Genomic DNA, 20,996 nt, shown 5'->3' on the forward strand with positions numbered 1-20,996 from the left:
AAATACAGGGCTCGCGGCCTACTCTTATTCCATCCTGTTCCATTCGATACCCCCACTATCCAGACCCATAAGGGGGTATATACGGGGGTATTTTACCCACTCAAAAACTGATACCCCCAAATCAGCACTGCTTTGCATAGGGCCACGTTATGCCGATGACAGCAAAAGAAGCTCAAGCAGCTACCGCCAAAGAAAAGGACTATAGGCTGCCTGACGAGAAAGGACTGTTCCTGTTCATCAAAAAGAACGGCGCTAAGTACTGGCGCATGAAATACCGCTACCACGGCAAAGAAAAGTTACTGGCCTTTGGCGTCTACCCCGAGATCAGCTTGAAGAAAGCCCGTGAGCTACGCGACAACGCCAGATCATTACTGGCTGACGGTATTGACCCATCAGCGCACAAGAAAGCTCAGAAGGCCGCCCATAAGCTCACAACAGCAAACAGCTTTGCAGCAATCGCTCTTGAGTGGTTCGACACAAAGCAGAAAGATAAGACAGAGGGTTATCAGCGCCGGGTAAAACGCACTCTGGAGAAAGACCTGTTCCCACAGCTCGGGGAGTTATCCATCAATGACATTACCGCCCCCGCACTGCTGGCAACATTGCGAGGAATTGAAAAGCGAGGCGCAGTAGAAACCGCACACCGCACCAAACAGATTGCCGGTCAGATATTCCGCTATGCCATTGCCACAGGACGGGCAGAGCGAGATCCCACCCCCGACCTGAAAGGCGCGTTACAGTCGCCTACGGTTCGACACTTCACCGCAATTACAGAACCCAAAGAGGTAGGCCGATTAATGGTGGCTATAGAGCAGTTTCAGGGAACGCCAGTAGTCTCTGCCGCCCTAAAGCTCTCAGCCCTGTTCTTCTGTCGCCCTGGTGAACTAAGGCACCTGAAGTGGAGCGACATAAACCACGATGAACTGCGTATAGAGCTGGTGGCAGAGAAAACCCAGCAGCAGCACATCATTCCCCTTTGCAAACAGGCCATAGCTATTCTGGAAGAACTCCACCGGCTCACAGGCAACGGAGAGTATATTTTCCCCTCTGCCCGTGGTCGCAGTCGCTGTATGTCTGAAAACGCCATCAGGGTGGCTCTGAGAACGATGGGCTACGACAACGACACCATGACACCCCACGGCTTTAGAGCAATGGCCCGCACCCTGCTGGATGAACAACTAAACTACCGCATTGAATGGATCGAGCAGCAGCTTGCCCATGCTGTTAAGGATGCCAACGGCAGAGCCTACAACCGCACCAAACACCTGGCGCAGCGTACCGAGATGATGCAACGCTGGGCCGACTACCTGGACCAGCTCAAGGCACAGGCTTTGGCTGGCAATGTGATAACCGCCAACTTTGGCAAGGCAGGGGTATAGCATGGCAACGGAGTTAGCAAGCGACACGCTGGGATGGAAAATCGACCGACTCGAATTTTATCTGAATCGCTGTTTTCAGGCGGAATGTTCAGGCACGGGAATAACAAGAAACCAAGCAGTAATCTTACTGGCAGAGCTTGTGGACCAAGTAACAGAAATCAAAAGCCTATATGAGAAGTCATTGAGCGAATAAAACCCGTTCTACAGCACCTAGGGTAGCTCCCGAACGCCTGTTCCCTGACAGGCTGGTGCTGTATCTCAGCAGGGAAGCATTAAGGGGATGCCATGAACATAAACCTACCTGAATTCATCAGTGCCGAGAACTTTTATGAACTGACAAAAATACACCTGACTGATGCTGAGGGAATGACGTTTTATGTAAAAGTAGATGGCTGGATACATGCCTTCCATAAACAGCATCACAAGCAAAACAACCCTTTTTGGTGTGAAGATATATATGCAGATGGGTATCTGCAGATCAACTCCATTGGACAGGAGCGCAATGTTTCAGACCCGGCTGCTCCTTATACAACCACATTTAGAACTGATTACATTGGCTGCTTTGGTAAAAACCACGGCCACATCGGAATCACCCACAGCATAATTGAAAAGCTATTCCCTGATGGCGAACCAAATCTTGAACATTTGATATTCAATTTTCACAAAAACAACATTATTTCCAGCTTTGGAAACCACAGCTATTGGTCATCAGACGGCATTCTAGGAATCTATTTTACAACAGAGGATCTTTGCCGTTTTTCAGATTCCAAGGGCATACCAAACATTAAAGAAAAAGTTAGAAAACTAAAAAAAACTAACGATATATCTGCAAAAAAGGATACGAGTGAACCCATCCTTGGTTTACACGCTAACACATCCCCACAGCTATTGGTTTTGCTGGAAACCAATAGTAAATTCTGGGAGCTATACGACCCTGAAGATCCATACACAGCACCACGTAAAGAGCAGGTTGTCCAGTGGCTGATGGATAAGGGTTACAGCAAAAGTCTGGCCGAAAAAATGGACACTATTTTGAGGGATGGCAGGAGTCACCCTGGCGGAAGACCAGAAAACCCCTAAGCCCCCTTTACCCCTTTTCAAAAAGGGGTTTTATCTGTTTCCCCTTCCAGAACACAGTAACCATTGCCCCATCAAATCCACATAGGAAACGAGGGGTACACAATGAGCACCATACGACTACGACCTGCAGAAAATTGCCTAACCAACCTCAGCGAAAGTGAAATATCCCGCAAAATTGGGCACCTAACCCATCAGCTTTACCCTGCTTCCAATATCAACATAGGAAGCGAGGAGTAACCAATGACCACCAAACGACTATTACGCCGATCTGAAGTACAGCACCTGACCGGCCTCAGCCGAAGCTGTATTTACGCCAGAATGTCCCGCGATGAATTTCCGAAACCCATCTCATTAGGTGGCCGACTGGTGGCCTGGGATTCAGAGGTGATTCAACAGTGGATCGCTGACCGCATTGCTGAGTCCACCAGCAACGACAACGCCGCATAGGAGGGCACAGCATGGATAAGATGCCAGCACCCTCCGCCACAGAGGGCACCAGCCAGAAGCGTTTGCCGAAAAAGATTGTAGCACTCAAATATCTGCTGCGCCGCTCACTGATCCAACCTGAAGCCCACGAGCTTTACGGTGAATCATGTTTGCATTCGACAATCAGCACCCTAGCTAACGATCACAATTTAGTCTTTGAGCGTGTACCGGAAAAATACGGCAGGTTTAACGCTCGCTTTACCCGCTACACCTTGCAAGAGGAAAGCCGGGTATGGGCTGAATGGCTTATAGATTATTACACCTGCTAAAGCGGCTTAACCGCCGCTCTGCTTTCGCCATGACAGAATCAACACTGTTAGCCCGTGTACTGCGTAAAGGGCACCGGGTATCTGTTAGCCAAGGTCAACTACTGATCGAGCCACAGAACGGTTCAGAGGTGCCTGACGACTGGATACAAAAAAACGCAGACCGGATTGCCCACGACATTGGAGTAGCACTGGGCATTTCTGTTTTCAGGTATCAGAGCTATAGCACCGGGCAATATGAATTCAAGAGAAAGAACGGCTGCGTAATTCACATTGCTGGTGCCAGTATTCAAATGCTGGACCTGATACACAACACAAAGGCTTTCTGTATTTTCAATGTCGAACTGACAAGAGACAGGAACACCAAACACGGAAAAGAGGGCACCCCTTTACCTGAAAAACAATTCAGGCCAAGACCGGGAAGCGACTTCGTGAAATTCTGGCAGCTATGCCCATTCAAACCGCGCAAAGATAACTGCTCATATCACAGACGCATGGGCAACCTGAAACAACTAATACTGACGGGTTGTTACAAGGAAAGTGAAAAGGTTGTCACTAGCTCTCTCAAGCCACTCAGCATTACACACGATGAGCTATTGGCAGCAGTTATGAACGATCAAACCGTGCGTAAGGCGTGTGTAACTGGTGTGTATGAAGTGAGTAAGGCGTGTGTAAGCAGCGTGTGTAAGGAATCCGCTCAAACCCAGACAACACAAGGCATACAGCCAAATTTAACTACGGGAGCAATTTGCTACGGTAATACGGTAAACAGGTTAAAGGTAAACAGAGATACATCCCTACAAGATATTGAAGATAAGGGGGCAGAATATAAAACAGTCGATCAGCAAAGCATTGAGCCACTTACTGCTGAGCTACCTGCAACTAAGAAGCGACCTGAAGAACAGACCACTGAGGAATGGCTTGCAGAATTGAATAGCTCTGCCAGCCTCTAAGCTATACTGAGTGTCTCAGGGAATGACACGCAGGCAGCGATATGGAGCAAGTAGTTCTTATTCTGATAGTTGCAGCACTGGTTCAGCGTCCAGGGTTAGCTGCGATTCTATTCTGTCTTTGGCTATGGTGGATCTTTAAGAAGACTGACCGATAGACCACCCCGGCAAGGTTCTTTCCAGCCCCCCTGACCCACTGCGAGGGCGTAGACCCGCCCCCTGTTTACACTCACCCAGAATGCAACATTGGCAATGCCATCAATGCCGGGGGACCCTGGCAAAAACCACCCCCACGGGCCGGGCTTGCAACTCCCGATTCCCGGCTAATTATCGAGGTTCTATGGGCCTCACCACCAGATGGGTGTTTTGATAAGCAGATCAGCTAGTTAAAGGTGCGGAAGGTGAGGCAATACCGGCTCCGGGTCCTTTCCAGCTCATCCCCTGGCAGTGGGGGCGCAGAGCCACCAGCAGCAACACTATGGAATTTTCCTCTATAGGGCAGTGGTTGTGTGTTTAACGGGAGGGGGTATCAAATCCCTACAGACTGATAACCGGAACACCGCCGCCCCAGTGATTCACGCACACTGTCAAAACTGAAATATTTTTTTGGAGAACTTAAATGAGCAGACCACGAAAACCAACAGAGCTTCATGTCTTAACAGGCACTGGACGGAAGGATCGACAGACACAATCAGAACCAAAGTCTCGCCGAGAAAAGCCCACTCCTCCTGAACACTTGAACGATCAGGAAAGGGCCGTATTTGAAACCCTAGCAGATCAACTGTTCGAGGCAGGTATCATTACAAAACTGGATGGTATGGCTTTAGAGCTGCTGACCTGTGCCTATTTGGAATACCTGAGTACAACATCTGTTATTGAATCAGAAGGCCGGACCTATCGGATTAAAACCACAACTGGCGAGGAAGCCATTAAAGCTCACCCTATCATTGCGATGCGCTCAGATGCCTGGAAACGGGTTAAAAGCATGATGACTGAGTTCGGTATGACACCCGCCACTAGATCAAATGTCGCTGCTATTGACCCTGTAGAAGTTGATCCCCTTGCAGAATACCTGAACCGCAGAAAGCCTAAAGACGAGTGATCCAAGGAAGGAAAGCTCTCAACAACCATTTGGCTAAATTTAGGTCGAGGCTCGAACTACCCTTACCCGCCTACAGAGAAAGGACCCGACAACCGACGAACAGAACTGAGGGAAAAATAAAAAGCTTTTAGGTAACTCTTTATCTTCTAGTTTTATTTTCGGGAAATACTTGATGATCTCGATCCAGCCTTAGAACGTAGTACATCTCTCTGTGTCGGACCCCAAAAATACGTGCTCTCCTGCTGACCCTTATCTCTGAAACAGAAAGATCAGGCGATAACCCACTAGGAAAAGGAACTTTGTTTGGTACTTCTTTAAATTCAGTGAACCCTAACCCAGTTTTGTTTGCTCCCTTACCTGACGATCCAACCACTTGTTGCCAGGTCTGGTCTGTAAGCAGTTTAAATGTTGAAAACAGCTGTTTAACTTCATTTTTATCCCAAGTAGTAGGGCATTCTGCTTTCTCATCAAAATACTTGAAAAGAAGACGTGGGGTCAGATTATTAGCATCATACTCATCAGAAGTAACTAGATCAGCATGACGCCCAGGATTAATATTTTTGCCTCTCGATATTTTTTGGCGGGGAATTTTAGGAATTTTTTACTCACTTTCTTCCATGAGAGATTTAAAGTATGTGTCCATTGTTCTCTGCGAAATGGGTTTTGAAGATCTAGCTTCAACTGACAACCCCTCTCGAGCCTCAAGCCAAGGAGACTCTTGATGCGTCATCATTTCTAACTTTTTAGCCGAGAACTGCCCATAGACTTCCCAGACTTCATCAAGGAACTCACTGTCGCCACTAGAGACCTTAGAGAAATCAGTGACAATCTCTGAAGTCGGAATGGGGTCCCATCCATACGACTTAAAACGGGCATAAATTTCAGGAGAAACAGGGCCGTGAGCCCAAGCCTCAAAGGTAGATGAAAACAGAGTCCGGCCATGAATTGCAAGGTGCCACCCTTGGGTGTAATAGAGCAGCTTCTGCAATTTCAAGTGGGTGATATTATCACCCGACTCGACATCAGCCTTTGCTATAAAATAATCAGCCACTTCATTAATGTTCATGTTCCACCATAATCCTTGGTCGCCGTCTGTCGAGATATATCGGCCAAATCTAGCTATAAGTTTAGACTGCGCGGATTGTATCCAACATTATTCTTTAGAGCCATAGCCCGCCAACTCTAACAGATGGGTTTAAAAACCTGCTCAAACAACAGCAGATCCCACCTCCCTTCCTGTTCCAGCCAGTAGGCACCACAAGAGGCAAACGGCAGATCCGGCTGCCGGGGATAGCATGTATTTCTTTCAGGGCTTGCTGGCGAGGACCACCAGCACAATCAGGGCAGGTATCAGTCATGCCTTACTTCCTTGTTAACCAAAACACAGTTGCAGTGTAGGCTTTTCACCCTTTCCCATATCTAAGAAATATTCTTAATTTACCGGGCCAGCCTTTGCATTGCGGGGGTATTTCTGGGGGTATAAAAACAAAAAAGAAAACATAATAACTATTAATAACAAGTAGTTACATTGACTATTCAGTAGACGCCACCCCACCAAATTCATCACAAGCCAGATTTTCAATAAATAATTGAAAATCTGGCTTTTTGGATTACAAGGCATGTGAACAATTTAACTATAAGCAACAAAGCGTCGGACCTCAGTGTCCAACACTGTCTATTCTCTTAGCCTCTCTTACGCAGTCGCGCTTCTTCAATCATCCATACGGCCAACTACATAGCGCAATGCGTCTCGAATACGCTATATGACTCATGAATAGCATTGCAGAGCGCCTGACAGCTGCCGTCGAAGTTTAATTTTTTCCTATTGGGTTCAGGTAACACATCATACTGATCACCCTGCTTTATCCTCTCTATTAGCTGCTCCCAGAGTGCTCTGCTTCACTTGAGCAATCGCCTGTACAGGTGAGCGGTTTGCTATCCATGAACTGCTTAGTGATATTCAAGTGCGTTGTAGTGTACTGAGTCCATCCGGCATCACAGCGCGGTAGGTCGAACTTGAGTGCCTTCTTCTTGAAGTCAGACTTTTCTGTATAGTCGTTGATCCTATGCCGTGCTGTCTTGCAGGGCTTTTGATGCCTGACAGCGTAGCTTCTCTGTGTGTCAGCAGCATCTGCCCATGAATATGAGGGCGACCTCTACTTCCACTGACAGCGACTTCAATTTGGTAGAAGAACTGTACGGGGGACCTGTAGCGAGTTTCAGCTTCTGATGTCTTCTCTGTCATAGACACGTGGTGAAGTTTTCACAGCCAGTCCGGGCTTTATTAATGACATCGTTAATCAGGTTCAGCGTGAAGGGCACGGCGATCATATCGCCAAGTGGTACAAGATCGCTTTAGGCTTCTCTATTAATCGCTTCCATGCCGGTAATGCGAGAGAGCGCGTTAAGGACGGCCCGCAAGATAAAACAGCGAAAAGGAATAAAACGAAGGCTGAAAAGGCACAGACACAAGCTGCAAGGCTTTGGGCTATTATTGCTCCAATGAGAACGGCTGGTAAGTCCATGTGCAAATCGCTTTAACTCTCAATGACAATGGCATGAGAACATACGAGAGGTTTAAATACAGCACTATGCAAGTAAGCAGAGTTGTCGGCAGATTCGAATAAAATACAACTGTCTGGGTTTGATAGGACGGGCATATCCCCTGTCTACCTATTAAAGACGTATGCTATGCCCCGGAAAAGCGTGTCGATATATATCGGAACATCGCGGCAATAGCCCCAGAAAATTAGATCAAGCTAATGCAGCTTAAAAGTTCAATCGAGAGCTGCCTCCCAATCAATTTTCGCTAGTGATTCGTAAGATGGCCTTGCGAGATAGTATCCTTGAACCAAATTGATACCAATATCAATTACTGTTAGCAGTTCATTCTTTTTTTCTACTCCCTCAGCAATAATTTTTACGCCCAATTCACCACATGTAGTCACTATGCCTTTAACTATCGCTTGCTTGCGCTTGTCCGTATCGATGTTACTGATCAATTCCATATCAAGCTTCAAAACCTTGACATCTAATCCAGCAAGAAGATTTAATCCGGAATAACCTGCACCGAAATCATCAAGCGCCGTAATAAAACCACGTTCATTATAATCGACAAAAATATTCTGTAAGTGATCGATGTCGAGTACCTTTTCGCCTTCCGTAACTTCAAACATGATTTGATCAGCAGGAAAGTTATATTGTTCAGCTGCCTCAAGAGTAGTACGAATACACAACTCAGGCTTATAAACAGCGTTTGGCATGAAGTTAATACTAACAAGTGAAGAAATATTCAACTGCGAAGCGAGCTTGACTGCTTTAACTCTGCATGCCTGATCAAAAGCATAACGATTTTCGTCATTAACATGCTCGAAAACAACGCGTGCAGGCAAGTCGCCAAGACCCCTAACTAAAGCTTCTTGAGCGAAAACAGTCCTACTTTTAACATCAACGATCGGTTGAAAGGCCATAGTGAAGGGATAATCGAAACCTTCTCCATTAAGGCAAGCAGAACATTGCATTTTTCGGAAATTTTTAACTTGATTCATTTGATACGCCACCTACCTTGCTTAAATGCTTCTAGAAGTTTTTGCGCACGCCCTTCATCTAGATCTACGAGGCAATTATCACCTTTGAAGAAATCATTCATCCCCTCGGCTCTTGCAATTTCTTCCTTACTAAGCGCAGAATAACCCATAGTCCAGTCACTAAAAGATCGACTTTCGATAGGTTCTTCGATGACTTTAACTAGTTTTTGATGTCGTTTGTCTCTTTTGATCTTCTCATACAATTTACGCACGGCAACTTTGTCGCCTTCTAATACCTGAAAAAAACTTCCACCATCAAAAAGCAGCATGCCTGTTATATCCAATTGTGAATTCGACTGCCTTGCCGCGCTCAAAATTTCCTTTATTTTTGAATCATCCCATGCCATGTCAGACTGACTAACGTAAATGATGTGAATTAAATTACTCACGACCGAAATGACCCCTCTGTAATTAGCTGTTTACTTTGATAGTCATATTATTAACAAGGCTAAAGTAAAAGTAGCATTGAAGATAAATCATGTCATTAGATGAAGCATTTTGGTTGGCTTATGTGGATGCAGTTGGGTCACTTTTCAGCTCTTTGATAACTTGGATTTACCGCCACTTTAATCTCAAAACCATGCGTTGCATTCCTAATATCCGACTAACCAAGACTAACCTGACCCATATCAAATAAACACGAGCCCCCCATGAAAAACGCTGACCTGAAAGGTCACGTTCACCACAGATTCATATCCCATACCGATACTACCGAGCCACCAGCAAGTAGATAAGGAGAGGTGACTCTAACGCAACAGGGGTCTCTCTGTAGCTGGTATCACAGCACTGTATATAGCTTCCTTTGACGACAAGAGCCAACACAGTCCAATGATTTTAAAGACAAAACACCCCCGAATCAGCTCGCAACGCTAGCTTCAGATCGCGCTCTGTACCATACTAAATAGAAAGCGATGCAGCTGCTGACTTGATCCCAGACAAAGGGTATTTGCCATGCAACAGGTGGACGCAGGCCAGGTAATTGATCAACTAGGTATTGAGTATTTCAAGAACGCATCAACCTTAGGCGCTCTGTCTAATCTGGCACTCGAGGCTGTGCTGCGACAAGGGCAATTGCTAGAACTCAATCAAGGCGATGTGCTCTTTAAAGCAGGCGAGAAAGGCGATTCTTTTTATGTTGTCCTCAATGGCTCAATTGCTTATTACCGAAGCCTAAACAGCCACAAAGAATATCTGCGTGACTACCTGTTCGGCGCTGAGATTGGCTTTGTCAGTATGGTCGCTTTATTGCCCCGACAGGGTACGGCGGTTGCCAACAAAGAGAGCCTGGTCGTAAAGGTAACCAATGACCTGTTTTACGAGCTACATTGCGAACACCCCCTCGATTTCGGCATTCTCCTGCTAAACCTTTCCCGCGAGATGGCACGGACCATTGTCACGATGTCTGGCATGCTGGCACAAGAGAAACATGAACACTCTCAGTAACGTTTAGTCGCTTTAAGCCGCCATCCTCTCAGGCAAGATCCACCACCTGTCACTTATGTTCCACACTAAGTACATAAGCCATGATGTAGATACTGTAATTATTCATTTCGCATGATTGCTGTGACACACTGCGCCTTCAGCACAACATAAAAAGCCTTGTCTCAAAACAGATAGATCCTGTTTGCAAATACCGATAACCGCTGTAGAAGCGTTCTTGGTACGGTTATAATAGCCAGCTTCCAGCTTCATTCCCCCAGAGACAATTCATGGATGCTTTCTTCACTTCAACAATGACAGTTGCACTGGCAGAAATTGGCGATAAAACCCAACTTTTGTCTTTATTACTGGCCGCACGCTTTCGTAATAAAACCGCCATCATTGCGGGGATTTTACTGGCTACGCTGTTGAACCATGCCGTCTCTGCCTGGCTGGGTAACTGGTTAGGACAGTTCCTGCAAAGTGATTTGGGACGATGGGTTATCGGCGGTAGTTTTATTCTGCTGGCTGCCTGGTTGCTGATTCCTGATAAAGAGGATGAAACCGATAGCCGCTTCGATAGCTATGGTCCATTCGTCGTCGCAACAATCTTGTTTTTTCTTGCGGAGATTGGCGACAAAACGCAGGTCGCCACTGTCTTGTTGGGCGCGCAATTCGAATCAATATTTTGGGTAACCATGGGCACCACACTGGGCATGCTAATTGCCAATGTACCTGTCGTTTATGCGGGGGATTACCTGATGCAACGCATCCCGATGAATGCAGTGCGAGTTGCGGCAGCAGTGGTATTTGCCGGCGTAGGGATTTGGCATAGCCCGGTGTTCGGCTGAGCACTGGGCGTAGAAATTTTCAGTAATCTGAGATTAATCCAAGGTGCGAGCCGCGCGGAAGCCGATGTTATTATTGTGGCCATCTGGCCAACGAGTATAACGACAGGCTGAGCGACATAACGCCTGCGTGTACAACCAGGCGCCACCACGCAATACGCGATCCCGATCATCATTACGGTCAAGACTGGCATCAAGCTCTTCTGCACCGTTGTACTGACTGTTATAGATCGAAGCACACCATTCCCAAACATTGCCATGAGTATCGTATAGCCCCCATGGATTTGGCGGAAAGTGTCCCACCGGCAGGGTTCGCGCGGCATCACCGATATTTTCCTGCGAGCAATGCATTTTGTTCAAGTCGGGCTGACTGCCATACCAGAAGCGGGTTGAAGTACCAGCACGGCAGGCATACTCCCATTCAGCCTCAGTTGGCAGGCGATACGTGTACTCGCTGTGTTCACTCAACCATTCACAAAAATCGACGGCATCCCAGTAGCTGACATGCATCACCGGCCGTTGGCCACGCCCCCAACCACTATCGCTGGGACGGGTTCGACCAGTTTGATCACAGAAATCATCAAACTGCGCGAACGTCACCGGCGTTATCTGTAACTGGAAACCTGATATCGCAACACGCTGCTCTTTCTCTGCCTCGCCCATCATAAAGGTACCGGGAGGAATAGTGACGAAGTCTTTTTCCCTCAGCGGCAGAGTGACTTTTTCGCTTGGCGTGGCATCCAGCTGTGCCAGCTGCATATCTTGCACAGAAGTCATTTCAGGTGCTTGTGAAACAGCCACAAAAACCGCATCAATTTTACGCTGCAAATCGGCTGAGAGCTGTTCCAACTGCGCGTTGAACGTTTCTCTCAGATGATCCTGATCTTGTTTATGCTGACTTTCGACACTCGGCGATCCTGCTGGCGAAGGAGTTTTTTCAGTTTGCGGCGTCATGCCATGCATACGCTTACGCACTGCTTGCTCAATGGCATCTTCCATAGCGCGTTTTTCATTTTCCTGATGCACCATGACATTTTCCAGCTGCATCCGGATTTCTTTGCGCATCTCAGACAACAGGTCTTCTTTTAAGATATAGAGTCGCTGCTGCAGGGATTCATCAATATATTTTTCACGGCCCTCTCGCTCATGGAGCAACAACCGGGTAAGGCCACTACGCTGAGCACAGTCCTGACACATGGGCTGTTCTTCAAAACGGTACTTCAACAAATAAGTTTCACGACAACGCTGACAACGAAAGTGCGGCACATCCGCACTAAGTGCCAAACCTGAAATCCGACAATACAAACCCACAGATTGTTTATTCTGGGTATCTGTTACGTCTCGATTTCGAATTGTTTCAGATGTACGTGGGGATCCCCCATCGACAGGACAGTCGAGAGAGTCGCCTTCCGGTGGCTGGCCGTAGCCTGATTTTGAACGCTGCATGAGGAACCTAAATAAGATCTGACTGATATAAAGTTTTATACATTTATAAGACGCAGGTCAATAATTAGGCAAAAAAAGGGGCAGCGAACCTGCCCCTAAGGCATCAAAGATATTGAGCGTGAAAGCGCAAATGATCCTCAATAAAACTAGCGATGAAGAAATAGCTGTGGTCGTAGCCAGGCTGCAATCGATAAGTCAGTGGATACCCCTGCTTTGCAGCCGCGTGCCGTAAGGCTTCAGGTCGCAACTGCTCAGCCAGAAAATTATCCGCTTCACCCTGATCAACCAGCATTGGCAGCTGATGCGAAACAGCAGACAATAATCTGGCGGCATCATATTCGACCCAGGCGGTTTGATCCGTACCGAGATACGCCGTTAGTGCTTTCTGCCCCCAAGGGCAATCCGTTGGGTTGCAGATAGGGCTAAATGCAGACACCGAGGTATACATACCCGGGTTACGCAATGCCGCCACCAATGCACCATGACCACCCATGGAATGACCGGCAATGGCGCGCTGTGACGATACCGGGAAGTTAGCTTCAATCAAGCGCGGTAATTCAGACACCACATAATCATACATCTGATAATGCTGTTGCCAGGGAGCCTGAGTCGAATTGACATAAAAGCCTGCACCCAGACCCAGATCATACTGTCCTTCCGGATCATCAGGCACACCTTCGCCGCGCGGGCTAGTATCCGGACACACGATAGCAACACCCAACTCGCTGGCCACCCGTTGCGCTCCCGCTTTCTGGACAAAATTCTCATCCGTGCAGGTCAAACCAGATAACCAGTAAAGCACCGGTACCGGCGCCGTCTCAGCTTGAGGCGGCAGGTAGATCGCAAACTGCATCTGGCATTGCAGTACCTCTGAATCATGCAGGTACTGCTTCTGCCAGCCGGAAAAACTGCGATTGCTGCTTTTCAACTCCAAAGTCATATCACCTCCTGACGATCAATGGTTATCAATGATCGAAGTGAATGACGCTACGAATACTTTTGCCTTCATGCATCAAGTCAAAAGCCTCGTTGATCTCTTCAAGCTTCATGGTATGCGTAATGAAGTCATCAAGTTTGAACTCGCCTTGCATATAACGCTCAACGTATTCCGGCAGCTCAGAACGGCCTTTAACACCGCCGAAAGCAGAACCTCGCCATACGCGACCGGTCACCAACTGGAACGGACGAGTAGAGATTTCCTGACCCGCACCGGCAACACCAATAATGACAGATTCACCCCACCCCTTATGGCAACATTCCAGAGCAGAGCGCATGATGTTCACATTACCAATACACTCAAATGAATAATCTACGCCGCCGTCGGTCAGTTCAACGATCACATCCTGGATAGGGCCGTCATAATCCTGTGGATTGATACAATCAGTAGCGCCCAGCTTTTTCGCCAGCTCAAATTTGCTAGGGTTGATGTCGATCGCAATGATACGTCCGGCCTTCGCCATGGTCGCGCCAATAATCGCTGACAAGCCGATACCACCCAGACCAAAAATAGCCACTGTATCGCCCGCCTCAACTTTGGCAGTATTCATTACCGCGCCAATGCCGGTCGTGACGCCACAACCCAGTAGGCAGATCTCTTCCAGAGACGCTTCCGGGTTAACTTTAGCCAGCGAGATCTCTGGCAAAACTGTGTATTCAGAGAAAGTAGAGCAACCCATGTAGTGGTGAATTGGCTTACCATCTTTATAGAAACGGGTGGTTCCATCCGGCATCAAACCCTGGCCCTGAGTCGCACGGATTTTCTGGCACAGATTAGTTTTACCAGACAGGCAGAATTTACATTCACCACATTCTGGGGTGTACAACGGAATAACATGATCCCCCACTGCGACACTGGTAACACCTTCACCTACCGCTTCAACGATACCCGCACCTTCGTGCCCCAGGATGGCTGGAAAAATACCTTCAGGGTCGTCACCTGACAGGGTAAAAGCATCGGTATGACAAACACCGGAGGCAATGATTTTTACCAGTACTTCACCCGCCTGAGGCGGCATCACATCAACTTCTTCAACAGACAGAGGCTGACCCGGCCCCCAAGCAATCGCTGCTTTTGCTTTAATCATTACAACTCTCTCAGTTTTGGTAGTTCAAAGTACTATTGTATTTTGTTACTCAATCAGAATAATCTACCATTTTATTAAATAATATTTACTGTGTGGTAATAATCATGAATTGGGAAGGCGTTTGTGAATTTGTCGCGGTAGCTGAGACAGGTAGCTTTACTGCAGCCGCCAAACAACTGAATATCTCTACCGCGCAGGTTAGCCGACAGGTCAGCGCACTGGAAAACCGACTCTCCAGCAAACTGTTGTATCGCACCACCCGTAAAGTCAGCATCACAGAGGCCGGACAATTCTACTACCAACACTGCCGCCAGGTACTGGACGGTCTTGAGTCTGCTGAACGCTCGCTGCAGGAGTTGCAAACCACACCGCGGGGCAAGCTAAAAATCACCGCGCCCACCACCTTTGGCCAGGCGCGGATTGCGCCATTACTGCATGATTTTTTAATGCAGTACCCGGAACTGGAAGTGCAGTTATTTCTCACCAACAAGCAACTGGACCTGGTTGAGGGCGGCTTTGATCTGGCAATTCGTCTTGGCAAGTTGGAAGATTCCAGTTTAATGGCGAAACGACTGGCACCCCGAACACTCTATGTCTGCGCTTCACCCAGTTATTTTGCCAACCATCGCAAACCCTCCCACCTGTCTGAGTTAAACCAGCATAATTGCCTGTTGGGTACGCTGGACTACTGGCGCTTTCAGGAACGGGGGCACGAACGGCACATCAAGGTGCGGGGCAATATGCGCTGCAATAGTGGTGAAGCGCTGACGGACGCTGCCCTGAAAGGCCTTGGCCTAGTGCAACTGCCTGATTACTACGTTGTGCCACACCTGATTGAGGGCACACTGGTTGCGGTACTGGATCAGCACCAGCAAACCGGAGAAGGCATCTGGGCGGTATATCCCCAGAATCGACACCTTTCCACAAAGGTAAGGATGTTAGTGGACCATCTGGCGGAGAATTTACATGCCCCAGCAAACTGGCCACCCAGCCCATAACCGCAACTTAATGTAACCAGAACCACCAGATGATCAAGCCAATCAACAACAGACCAAGCAGGTTAACCAGCAGCATCAGTCCGCTCCTGTGCATCAGGCCTGATTTTAAGCAGCCGTAATCGATTCGCATTACTCACGACAGTCACGGAAGAGAGCGCCATGGCTGCACCCGCAATCACCGGACTCAACAACACACCAAACAGCGGGTACAACAGCCCTGCGGCCACCGGAATACCGGCACTGTTATAAATAAAAGCACCCCAAAGGTTCTGCCGAATATTACGTAGAGTTGCCTGGCTGATAGTAATGGCATCGGCCAGCGCCAGTAGCGATCCCCGTATCAACGTGACATCAGCACTTTCCATCGCCACATCGGTTCCGGTGCCCAAGGCAAACCCCACATCGGCCTGCGCCAGCGCCGGAGCATCATTTATCCCATCTCCGACCATACCAACAACCTCTCCATCCTGTTGCAACGCCCGAACTTTTGCCGCCTTATGCTCCGGCAACACTTCCGCCACCACCTTATCAATACCCACCGCAGCAGCTACCGAACGCGCGGTGGCATAGGTATCTCCAGTGAGCATCACGACCTTAATGCCATTGCGCTGCAGGCGTGCAACCGCCGCCGCTGAGTCTGGTTTCACCGGATCAGACACACCAAGCACCGCCACCAATGCGCCATCCACAACCAGATACAGTGGCGTGACCGCCTCAGCGGACATTGATGCTGTAATATCAGTCGCAGATTCCAGATCAACCTTATACTGACGCACCATGGCCGCATTACCCAGCGCAACCAACCTGCCATTTATGCTGCCGCATACGCCATGTCCGGCCAACGCTTTAAATTCATCCACCCCATATAATGTCAGTTGTCGCTGTTTCGCTGCCTGTATAATGGCATCCGCCAGTGGGTGCTCTGATCCCTGCTCCAGACTGGCAGATAACTGCAATATATCCTCTTCTGCCAGACTGCCGATGATCTCAATTTTGGTCAGTTTTGGTTCGCCTTGGGTGATAGTACCCGTTTTATCCAAAACCATCGTCGTCAGGCGGGCGGAAGTTTGCAGGGCTTCGCCATTACGAATTAACACCCCTGCTTCCGCTGCCTTACCAATACCCACCATCACAGACATCGGTGTTGCCAATCCCAATGCACAGGGGCAGGCAATAATCAGTACGGTAGTGGCAGAAACCATCGCCAACGCCAGCGAAGGTTGCGGCCCAAAGTTCAACCACACCAGGGCGGTAACCACAGCGATAATCATAATAGCGGGTACAAAATAACCGGCAATCACATCAGCCAGCCGGCCGATCGGCGGTTTAGAGTTCTGGGCACGCTTGACCATATCGATGATTCGCGCAAGCGCCATATCTTTGCCGACACGGGTGGCAACATATAACAAAGTACCGGACTTATTCAGCGTGCCACCAACAACATCATCGCCCCCACGTTTACTGACTGGCATAGGCTCACCCGTCAACATGGACTCATCAACTGTCGATTCCCCTTCTGCAACCTGCCCATCCACCGGGATTTTTTCACCCGGCCTCACTCTGACCTGATCGCCAAGTGCCACGGACTCAATCGGCACATCAATTTCCACACCCTCGCACAGTATCCGTGCCGTTTTCACCTGCAGACCGATTAACCGCTTGATCGCCACAGACGTTCTCCCCCGAGCACGTACCTCCAGCGCCAACCCAAGGTTAACTAAACCAATGATCATGGCAGTCGCTTCAAAATACACATGCCTGGTCAGCTCCGGCAGCCAATCAGGAAATATCACTACGACCATGGAATACAACCAGGCGGTACCAGTACCAAGTGCGATAAGCGTGTCCATGTTGGCATTTCGATTGAGCATGGACTTCCAGGCACTGAGATAGAAATGCCGACCAGACAACAGCATTACTGCCAATGTCAGGCCGCCGACACACAGCCAGGACAAGCGCTGTGCCGGGGTAGAGACGGTCATTTCTCCGATGAAAAGACCATAAATCATCAGCGGCACACCCAACGAGAGGGCAATCGCCATATCCCGTATGAGTTTTTGATAGTTCGCCTGATCAGCCTGCGCTTTTTCGGCCATCAGCTCAGTATCGGCCAGGTCACCTCTGGCACGTGCCTGATAACCGGCAGACTCCACTGCCAGAACTAACGCATCCAGAGACGCATCGCCCTCTATGGATGCACTGTGCTCAGCCAAATTCATGCTGGCTCTCCGCACACCCGGTACTGCGTTAAGTGACTTCTCAATCTTAGCCACACAGCTGGCACAGCTGGCGCCATCAATAAGCAACTCGACATTGGTCACCGCTGCCTTTTGCGACATGGCTTTCGGCGGGTTCTGAGCTTTAGATGCTGCTCCAGTATCCTGCGCATTTTTTGCGCCAGTGCAGCCATCGCCCTGTACTACCGGCCGAGCCTGATAACCCGCAGTAGCAACTGCATCCATCAAGGCCTGATTTGCCACCTGACCCACCACTCTGACTCGCCGGGACGGAAAGTCCATACTGGCAGTCTCAACACCTGACACTGCCTGCAGTGCCTGTTCGATTTTACTGACACAACTGGCACAACCGGCGCCCTCTATCAGGAACTCCCGTTGCATCGTTGTATCAGACTGCCCATCTGACATTGCTGAGCCTTCTTGCTGGCAACAAGGCGGAGTCGCTGCATCTTTAACCATGGTGACCCTCAATACTCATCAGGCGCAGCATCCACTCATAAAAATGTATGCACGCCTGTTATTGCAACATAAGGTTATGTCATCAGAACCAGAACCTGACACCGACAACCCACTGCAGGTCATTAGTTTCGTGTCCTTCATCCCGCGCCAAATCGGCTGTTTTGCCCAGCAAGCGTTCCCAATTCAGCCCGATATAAGGCGCAAATTCACGCTTAAACTCGTAGCTTAGGCGTATACCCAATTCCAGATCCGACAATCCGGAGCCAATCCCATATTGCAGATCATTTTTGCCGTAAGCGGTCAACTGCAACTCCGGCACCAATACCAGCCTCTGAGTCAGCATGAGCTCATACTCTGTCTTAAGCCGTATACCTGTCTGACCAGACTCACCGATAAAGAGTGCCGCATCCGTTTCCAGATACCATGGTGCTAAACCCTCGACGCCAACGACACCCCAGGTACGGTCTGGCTTTGGCAGGAAATCATGCCTGACACCCAACTGCAGGTCCCAGTTAGGATCGATCGCCCGACTGTAGAGCAGCTGCAGTTCGGCTGACTCAGTGACACCATCCAAACGCTCACCCCGGGTTTTTAACTTTACTTTATTCAAGTCATAACCCAGCCATGCTTCAGCCTCCCACACCAAAGGTTTGCCTTCACTGGCATCTCTAAACTCTAATTGATCAAACTTGACCATGCCCACTAGTGGGTCCGCATCGCCCATGGCATAGGCATCAACAGCTGGCAGTAACATAAACATCGATACTACATACTTAGTTATGTTCATTATGCGCTCCTTAACTCACCCGGACTTCACGAAACATACCCATCATGTGGTAGATCAGATGGCAGTGGAAAGCCCAGCGGCCACGAGCATCTGCGGTCACCCGATAACTGATGCGTGAGCCCGGCTGCACAATCACTGTATGTTTGCGCGGCAGGCGCGATTCATCCCCGGTTTCCAGATCACTCCACATCCCATGCAAGTGCATTGGGTGATTCATCATGGTGTCATTAACCAAGTTGAAACGAACCCGCTCACCAAAGGTGAGATGCAACGGATCAGCGTCAGCAAACGGCACGCCATTAATCGACCACATATACCGGCTCATGTTGCCAGTGAGGTGCAGATCAATCTCGCGCTCCGGAGGTCGCGGATCGGGGGTCGTTCCGAGATTTTTCAGATCTGCGTAAGTCAGCACCCGCCGACCATTATCACGCAAGCCAATGCCCGGATCATTCAATCGGTATTGCGGCGCTTCCGCACGCATATCAACATGAGGGCCATATTCCGCTGCCGCATGGATCACAGGCCCTGGATTATCACTGGCAAGTGTAGATGCCTTGCTGCCATGACCTGCATGGCTCATCCCGGCATGCCCTGCATGCCCTGCATGCCCTGCATGCTCCATCGGCTGATCATCAGGCATGACATGAGCGGAATGATCTATGGGCGTTTTATCGGTCATCTGATGCCCTGCGTGATCCATACCATGCATTGCATGCATGCCACCCATACCCATTTCCCCATGTCCCAACAACGGTACCGGATCGAGCTCAGGCACCTGTGCGGTCAAACCAAGGTCCGGGGTGAGTGTGCCACGGGCATAGCCGGAGCGATCGATCGATTGCGCAAATAAGGTGTAGGCCTGATCAGCACAGGGTTCAACCAACACATCATAGGTTTCTGCTACACCGATACGAAACTCATCTACCGTGACCGGCTCGACATATTGACCATCTGCTGCCACCACCGTCATTTTCAGACCGGGAATGCGCACATCAAAAAAGGTCATCGCAGAGCTATTAATAAACCTCAGTAAAACTTTTTCGCCACGCCGAAACAGCCCTTGCCAACCGTCTGCCGGAGTAACGCCATTCATCAGATAGGTATAGGTATACCCGGTGACATCGGCGATATCGGTCTGGCTCATACGCATCTCATTCCACATCTCACGCTCGCGTAACGTGGCTTTAACACCTTTTTGCTGAATGTCGCGCCAGGTATCCTGAAACGTGCGCTCATTAAAGTTGTAATAATGGCTGAGCTTTTTCAGCTTATGGTAAACAGCCATAGGGTCTTCATCTGTCCAGTCTGACAGCATCACCACGTGATCACGATCATACGCAAACGGGGCAGGCGCTTTAGGCTCAACAATCAAAGCACCATACAAGCCGGTTTGCTCCTGAAACCCGGAATGGCTGTGATACCAATAGGTGCCTGACTGGTTGAGCTTGAAACGATATTGAAACGTCTCCCCCGGCTGAATGCCATCGAACGAAAAACCCGGCACCCCATCCATTTCGGACGGCAGAATAATCCCATGCCAGTGAATTGAACTATCGACCCCCAATGTATTGGTTACCCTAATGGTAACTTCATCACCCTCCCGCAAGCGCAGCGTGGGCGCCGGTAATGAACCGTTGACTGTGGTCGCAATTCGCTCAGTGCCGGTAAAATTCACCGCTTGCTGACCGAGCGTTAACTTAAGGTCTTTGCCGGTCAGTTCAGGTACCGCTGATGCCGACGGCATTGCCCACAGTTTTGCCCCTGGCGCTGTCCATGCCGAACACACACCACCCACAGCCAAGCCGGTGACAAACTGACGACGGGTGAGCCCGTGACGACCAGTAAATAGAGTAGGCTTCATAATC

General features: G+C 49.1%; 19 protein-coding genes. 10 read left to right on the top strand and 9 right to left on the bottom strand.

Annotation, left to right across the window (positions count from 1 at the left end):
- The first annotated feature begins 155 nt into the window (after positions 1 to 155).
- The 7 genes from ACFVYJ_RS11275 (at position 156) to ACFVYJ_RS11305 (ending at position 5,263) form a co-directional block, all read left to right on the top strand.
- Entirely contained in the window at positions 156 to 1,379 is a 1,224-nt protein-coding gene (locus ACFVYJ_RS11275; protein ID WP_463255281.1) for a tyrosine-type recombinase/integrase, read from the top strand.
- 1 nt (position 1,380) lies between these two features.
- Positions 1,381 to 1,572 carry a hypothetical protein gene (locus ACFVYJ_RS11280; protein WP_419415934.1) on the top strand — a complete coding sequence of 64 codons (192 nt, stop codon included), beginning with the start codon at positions 1,381 to 1,383 and terminating at the stop codon, positions 1,570 to 1,572.
- 92 nt (positions 1,573 to 1,664) lie between these two features.
- Positions 1,665 to 2,459, top strand: a complete 795-nt coding sequence (locus ACFVYJ_RS11285) for a hypothetical protein (RefSeq protein WP_419415935.1) — start codon at positions 1,665 to 1,667, stop codon at positions 2,457 to 2,459.
- Positions 2,460 to 2,699: 240 nt separating this feature from the next.
- On the top strand, positions 2,700 to 2,906 hold the full coding sequence (locus ACFVYJ_RS11290; protein WP_419415936.1) for a helix-turn-helix transcriptional regulator: 207 nt from the start codon (positions 2,700 to 2,702) through the stop codon (positions 2,904 to 2,906).
- 11 nt (positions 2,907 to 2,917) lie between these two features.
- Positions 2,918 to 3,214: a hypothetical protein gene (locus ACFVYJ_RS11295; RefSeq protein WP_419415937.1), complete on the top strand. Its 297-nt coding sequence runs from the start codon at positions 2,918 to 2,920 to the stop codon at positions 3,212 to 3,214.
- A complete protein-coding gene (locus ACFVYJ_RS11300) occupies positions 3,187 to 4,164 on the top strand; it encodes a hypothetical protein (protein WP_419415938.1) in 978 nt (325 codons plus the stop codon). Before ACFVYJ_RS11295 ends, ACFVYJ_RS11300 begins: the two co-directional genes overlap by 28 nt.
- Positions 4,165 to 4,780: 616 nt before the next feature.
- Complete coding sequence (locus tag ACFVYJ_RS11305; protein ID WP_419415939.1) at positions 4,781 to 5,263, top strand: phage terminase small subunit P27 family; 483 nt, start codon at positions 4,781 to 4,783, stop codon at positions 5,261 to 5,263.
- A 601-nt stretch (positions 5,264 to 5,864) separates the two neighbouring features.
- On the opposite strand, the gene ACFVYJ_RS11310 is transcribed toward ACFVYJ_RS11305, so the two are convergent.
- The 3 genes from ACFVYJ_RS11310 to ACFVYJ_RS11320 form a co-directional block, all read right to left on the bottom strand.
- Positions 5,865 to 6,329, bottom strand: coding sequence for a Panacea domain-containing protein (locus ACFVYJ_RS11310; protein WP_419415940.1), 465 nt, complete (start codon positions 6,327 to 6,329; stop codon positions 5,865 to 5,867).
- 1,711 nt (positions 6,330 to 8,040) lie between these two features.
- Positions 8,041 to 8,811 (bottom strand): EAL domain-containing protein, encoded by a 771-nt coding sequence (locus ACFVYJ_RS11315; RefSeq protein ID WP_419415941.1) that lies wholly within the window; start codon positions 8,809 to 8,811, stop codon positions 8,041 to 8,043.
- Positions 8,808 to 9,239: a BLUF domain-containing protein gene (locus ACFVYJ_RS11320; protein ID WP_419415942.1), complete on the bottom strand. Its 432-nt coding sequence runs from the start codon at positions 9,237 to 9,239 to the stop codon at positions 8,808 to 8,810. Before ACFVYJ_RS11320 ends, ACFVYJ_RS11315 begins: the two co-directional genes overlap by 4 nt.
- A 562-nt stretch (positions 9,240 to 9,801) precedes the next feature.
- Between ACFVYJ_RS11320 and ACFVYJ_RS11325 the strand changes: the two genes are divergently transcribed.
- On the top strand, positions 9,802 to 10,293 hold the full coding sequence (locus ACFVYJ_RS11325; RefSeq protein ID WP_419415943.1) for a Crp/Fnr family transcriptional regulator: 492 nt from the start codon (positions 9,802 to 9,804) through the stop codon (positions 10,291 to 10,293).
- 266 nt (positions 10,294 to 10,559) lie between these two features.
- Entirely contained in the window at positions 10,560 to 11,120 is a 561-nt protein-coding gene (locus ACFVYJ_RS11330) for a TMEM165/GDT1 family protein (RefSeq protein ID WP_419415944.1), read from the top strand.
- 33 nt (positions 11,121 to 11,153) lie between these two features.
- On the opposite strand, the gene ACFVYJ_RS11335 is transcribed toward ACFVYJ_RS11330, so the two are convergent.
- From ACFVYJ_RS11335 to ACFVYJ_RS11345, 3 genes are all read right to left on the bottom strand, one after another.
- Positions 11,154 to 12,563: a formylglycine-generating enzyme family protein gene (locus tag ACFVYJ_RS11335; protein ID WP_419415945.1), complete on the bottom strand. Its 1,410-nt coding sequence runs from the start codon at positions 12,561 to 12,563 to the stop codon at positions 11,154 to 11,156.
- A gap of 103 nt (positions 12,564 to 12,666) precedes the next feature.
- Positions 12,667 to 13,503: an S-formylglutathione hydrolase gene (gene fghA / locus ACFVYJ_RS11340; protein ID WP_463255284.1), complete on the bottom strand. Its 837-nt coding sequence runs from the start codon at positions 13,501 to 13,503 to the stop codon at positions 12,667 to 12,669.
- 25 nt (positions 13,504 to 13,528) lie between these two features.
- On the bottom strand, positions 13,529 to 14,647 hold the full coding sequence (locus ACFVYJ_RS11345; RefSeq protein ID WP_419415946.1) for an S-(hydroxymethyl)glutathione dehydrogenase/class III alcohol dehydrogenase: 1,119 nt from the start codon (positions 14,645 to 14,647) through the stop codon (positions 13,529 to 13,531).
- Positions 14,648 to 14,751: 104 nt separating this feature from the next.
- Between ACFVYJ_RS11345 and ACFVYJ_RS11350 the strand changes: the two genes are divergently transcribed.
- Positions 14,752 to 15,645 carry a LysR substrate-binding domain-containing protein gene (locus ACFVYJ_RS11350; protein ID WP_419415947.1) on the top strand — a complete coding sequence of 298 codons (894 nt, stop codon included), beginning with the start codon at positions 14,752 to 14,754 and terminating at the stop codon, positions 15,643 to 15,645.
- 62 nt (positions 15,646 to 15,707) lie between these two features.
- Here ACFVYJ_RS11350 and ACFVYJ_RS11355 read toward each other — a convergent pair whose 3' ends face one another.
- The 3 genes from ACFVYJ_RS11355 to ACFVYJ_RS11365 form a co-directional block, all read right to left on the bottom strand.
- On the bottom strand, positions 15,708 to 18,341 hold the full coding sequence (locus ACFVYJ_RS11355) for a heavy metal translocating P-type ATPase (RefSeq protein WP_419415948.1): 2,634 nt from the start codon (positions 18,339 to 18,341) through the stop codon (positions 15,708 to 15,710).
- A gap of 82 nt (positions 18,342 to 18,423) precedes the next feature.
- The gene (locus ACFVYJ_RS11360) at positions 18,424 to 19,128 is read right to left on the bottom strand and encodes a copper resistance protein B (RefSeq protein ID WP_419415949.1); all 705 of its coding nucleotides are present in this window, start codon (positions 19,126 to 19,128) and stop codon (positions 18,424 to 18,426) included.
- Between the two features lie 10 nt (positions 19,129 to 19,138).
- Positions 19,139 to 20,992 (bottom strand): copper resistance system multicopper oxidase, encoded by a 1,854-nt coding sequence (locus tag ACFVYJ_RS11365; protein ID WP_419415950.1) that lies wholly within the window; start codon positions 20,990 to 20,992, stop codon positions 19,139 to 19,141.
- Positions 20,993 to 20,996 lie beyond the last annotated feature (4 nt).

Source organism: Pontibacter sp. JAM-7, assembly GCF_048548695.2.
In the GTDB taxonomy this organism is placed as follows: Bacteria; Pseudomonadota; Gammaproteobacteria; order Pseudomonadales; family Balneatricaceae; genus Neptuniibacter.

Excerpts from the sequence above, each read along its gene's own strand:
- ACFVYJ_RS11325 (WP_419415943.1), top strand. The coding sequence starts at position 9,802 with ATGCAACAGGTGGACGCAGGCCAGGTAATTGATCAACTAGGTATTGAG.
- ACFVYJ_RS11280 (WP_419415934.1), top strand. The coding sequence starts at position 1,381 with ATGGCAACGGAGTTAGCAAGCGACACGCTGGGATGGAAAATCGACCGA.
- ACFVYJ_RS11290 (WP_419415936.1), top strand. The coding sequence starts at position 2,700 with ATGACCACCAAACGACTATTACGCCGATCTGAAGTACAGCACCTGACC.
- ACFVYJ_RS11295 (WP_419415937.1), top strand. The coding sequence starts at position 2,918 with ATGGATAAGATGCCAGCACCCTCCGCCACAGAGGGCACCAGCCAGAAG.
- ACFVYJ_RS11345 (WP_419415946.1), bottom strand. The coding sequence starts at position 14,647 with ATGATTAAAGCAAAAGCAGCGATTGCTTGGGGGCCGGGTCAGCCTCTG.
- ACFVYJ_RS11335 (WP_419415945.1), bottom strand. The coding sequence starts at position 12,563 with ATGCAGCGTTCAAAATCAGGCTACGGCCAGCCACCGGAAGGCGACTCT.
- ACFVYJ_RS11350 (WP_419415947.1), top strand. The coding sequence starts at position 14,752 with ATGAATTGGGAAGGCGTTTGTGAATTTGTCGCGGTAGCTGAGACAGGT.
- ACFVYJ_RS11310 (WP_419415940.1), bottom strand. The coding sequence starts at position 6,329 with ATGAACATTAATGAAGTGGCTGATTATTTTATAGCAAAGGCTGATGTC.
- ACFVYJ_RS11365 (WP_419415950.1), bottom strand. The coding sequence starts at position 20,992 with ATGAAGCCTACTCTATTTACTGGTCGTCACGGGCTCACCCGTCGTCAG.
- ACFVYJ_RS11285 (WP_419415935.1), top strand. The coding sequence starts at position 1,665 with ATGAACATAAACCTACCTGAATTCATCAGTGCCGAGAACTTTTATGAA.
- ACFVYJ_RS11305 (WP_419415939.1), top strand. The coding sequence starts at position 4,781 with ATGAGCAGACCACGAAAACCAACAGAGCTTCATGTCTTAACAGGCACT.
- ACFVYJ_RS11360 (WP_419415949.1), bottom strand. The coding sequence starts at position 19,128 with ATGAACATAACTAAGTATGTAGTATCGATGTTTATGTTACTGCCAGCT.
- ACFVYJ_RS11315 (WP_419415941.1), bottom strand. The coding sequence starts at position 8,811 with ATGAATCAAGTTAAAAATTTCCGAAAAATGCAATGTTCTGCTTGCCTT.
- fghA (WP_463255284.1), bottom strand. The coding sequence starts at position 13,503 with ATGACTTTGGAGTTGAAAAGCAGCAATCGCAGTTTTTCCGGCTGGCAG.
- ACFVYJ_RS11330 (WP_419415944.1), top strand. The coding sequence starts at position 10,560 with ATGGATGCTTTCTTCACTTCAACAATGACAGTTGCACTGGCAGAAATT.
- ACFVYJ_RS11355 (WP_419415948.1), bottom strand. The coding sequence starts at position 18,341 with ATGGTTAAAGATGCAGCGACTCCGCCTTGTTGCCAGCAAGAAGGCTCA.
- ACFVYJ_RS11275 (WP_463255281.1), top strand. The coding sequence starts at position 156 with ATGACAGCAAAAGAAGCTCAAGCAGCTACCGCCAAAGAAAAGGACTAT.
- ACFVYJ_RS11300 (WP_419415938.1), top strand. The coding sequence starts at position 3,187 with ATGGCTTATAGATTATTACACCTGCTAAAGCGGCTTAACCGCCGCTCT.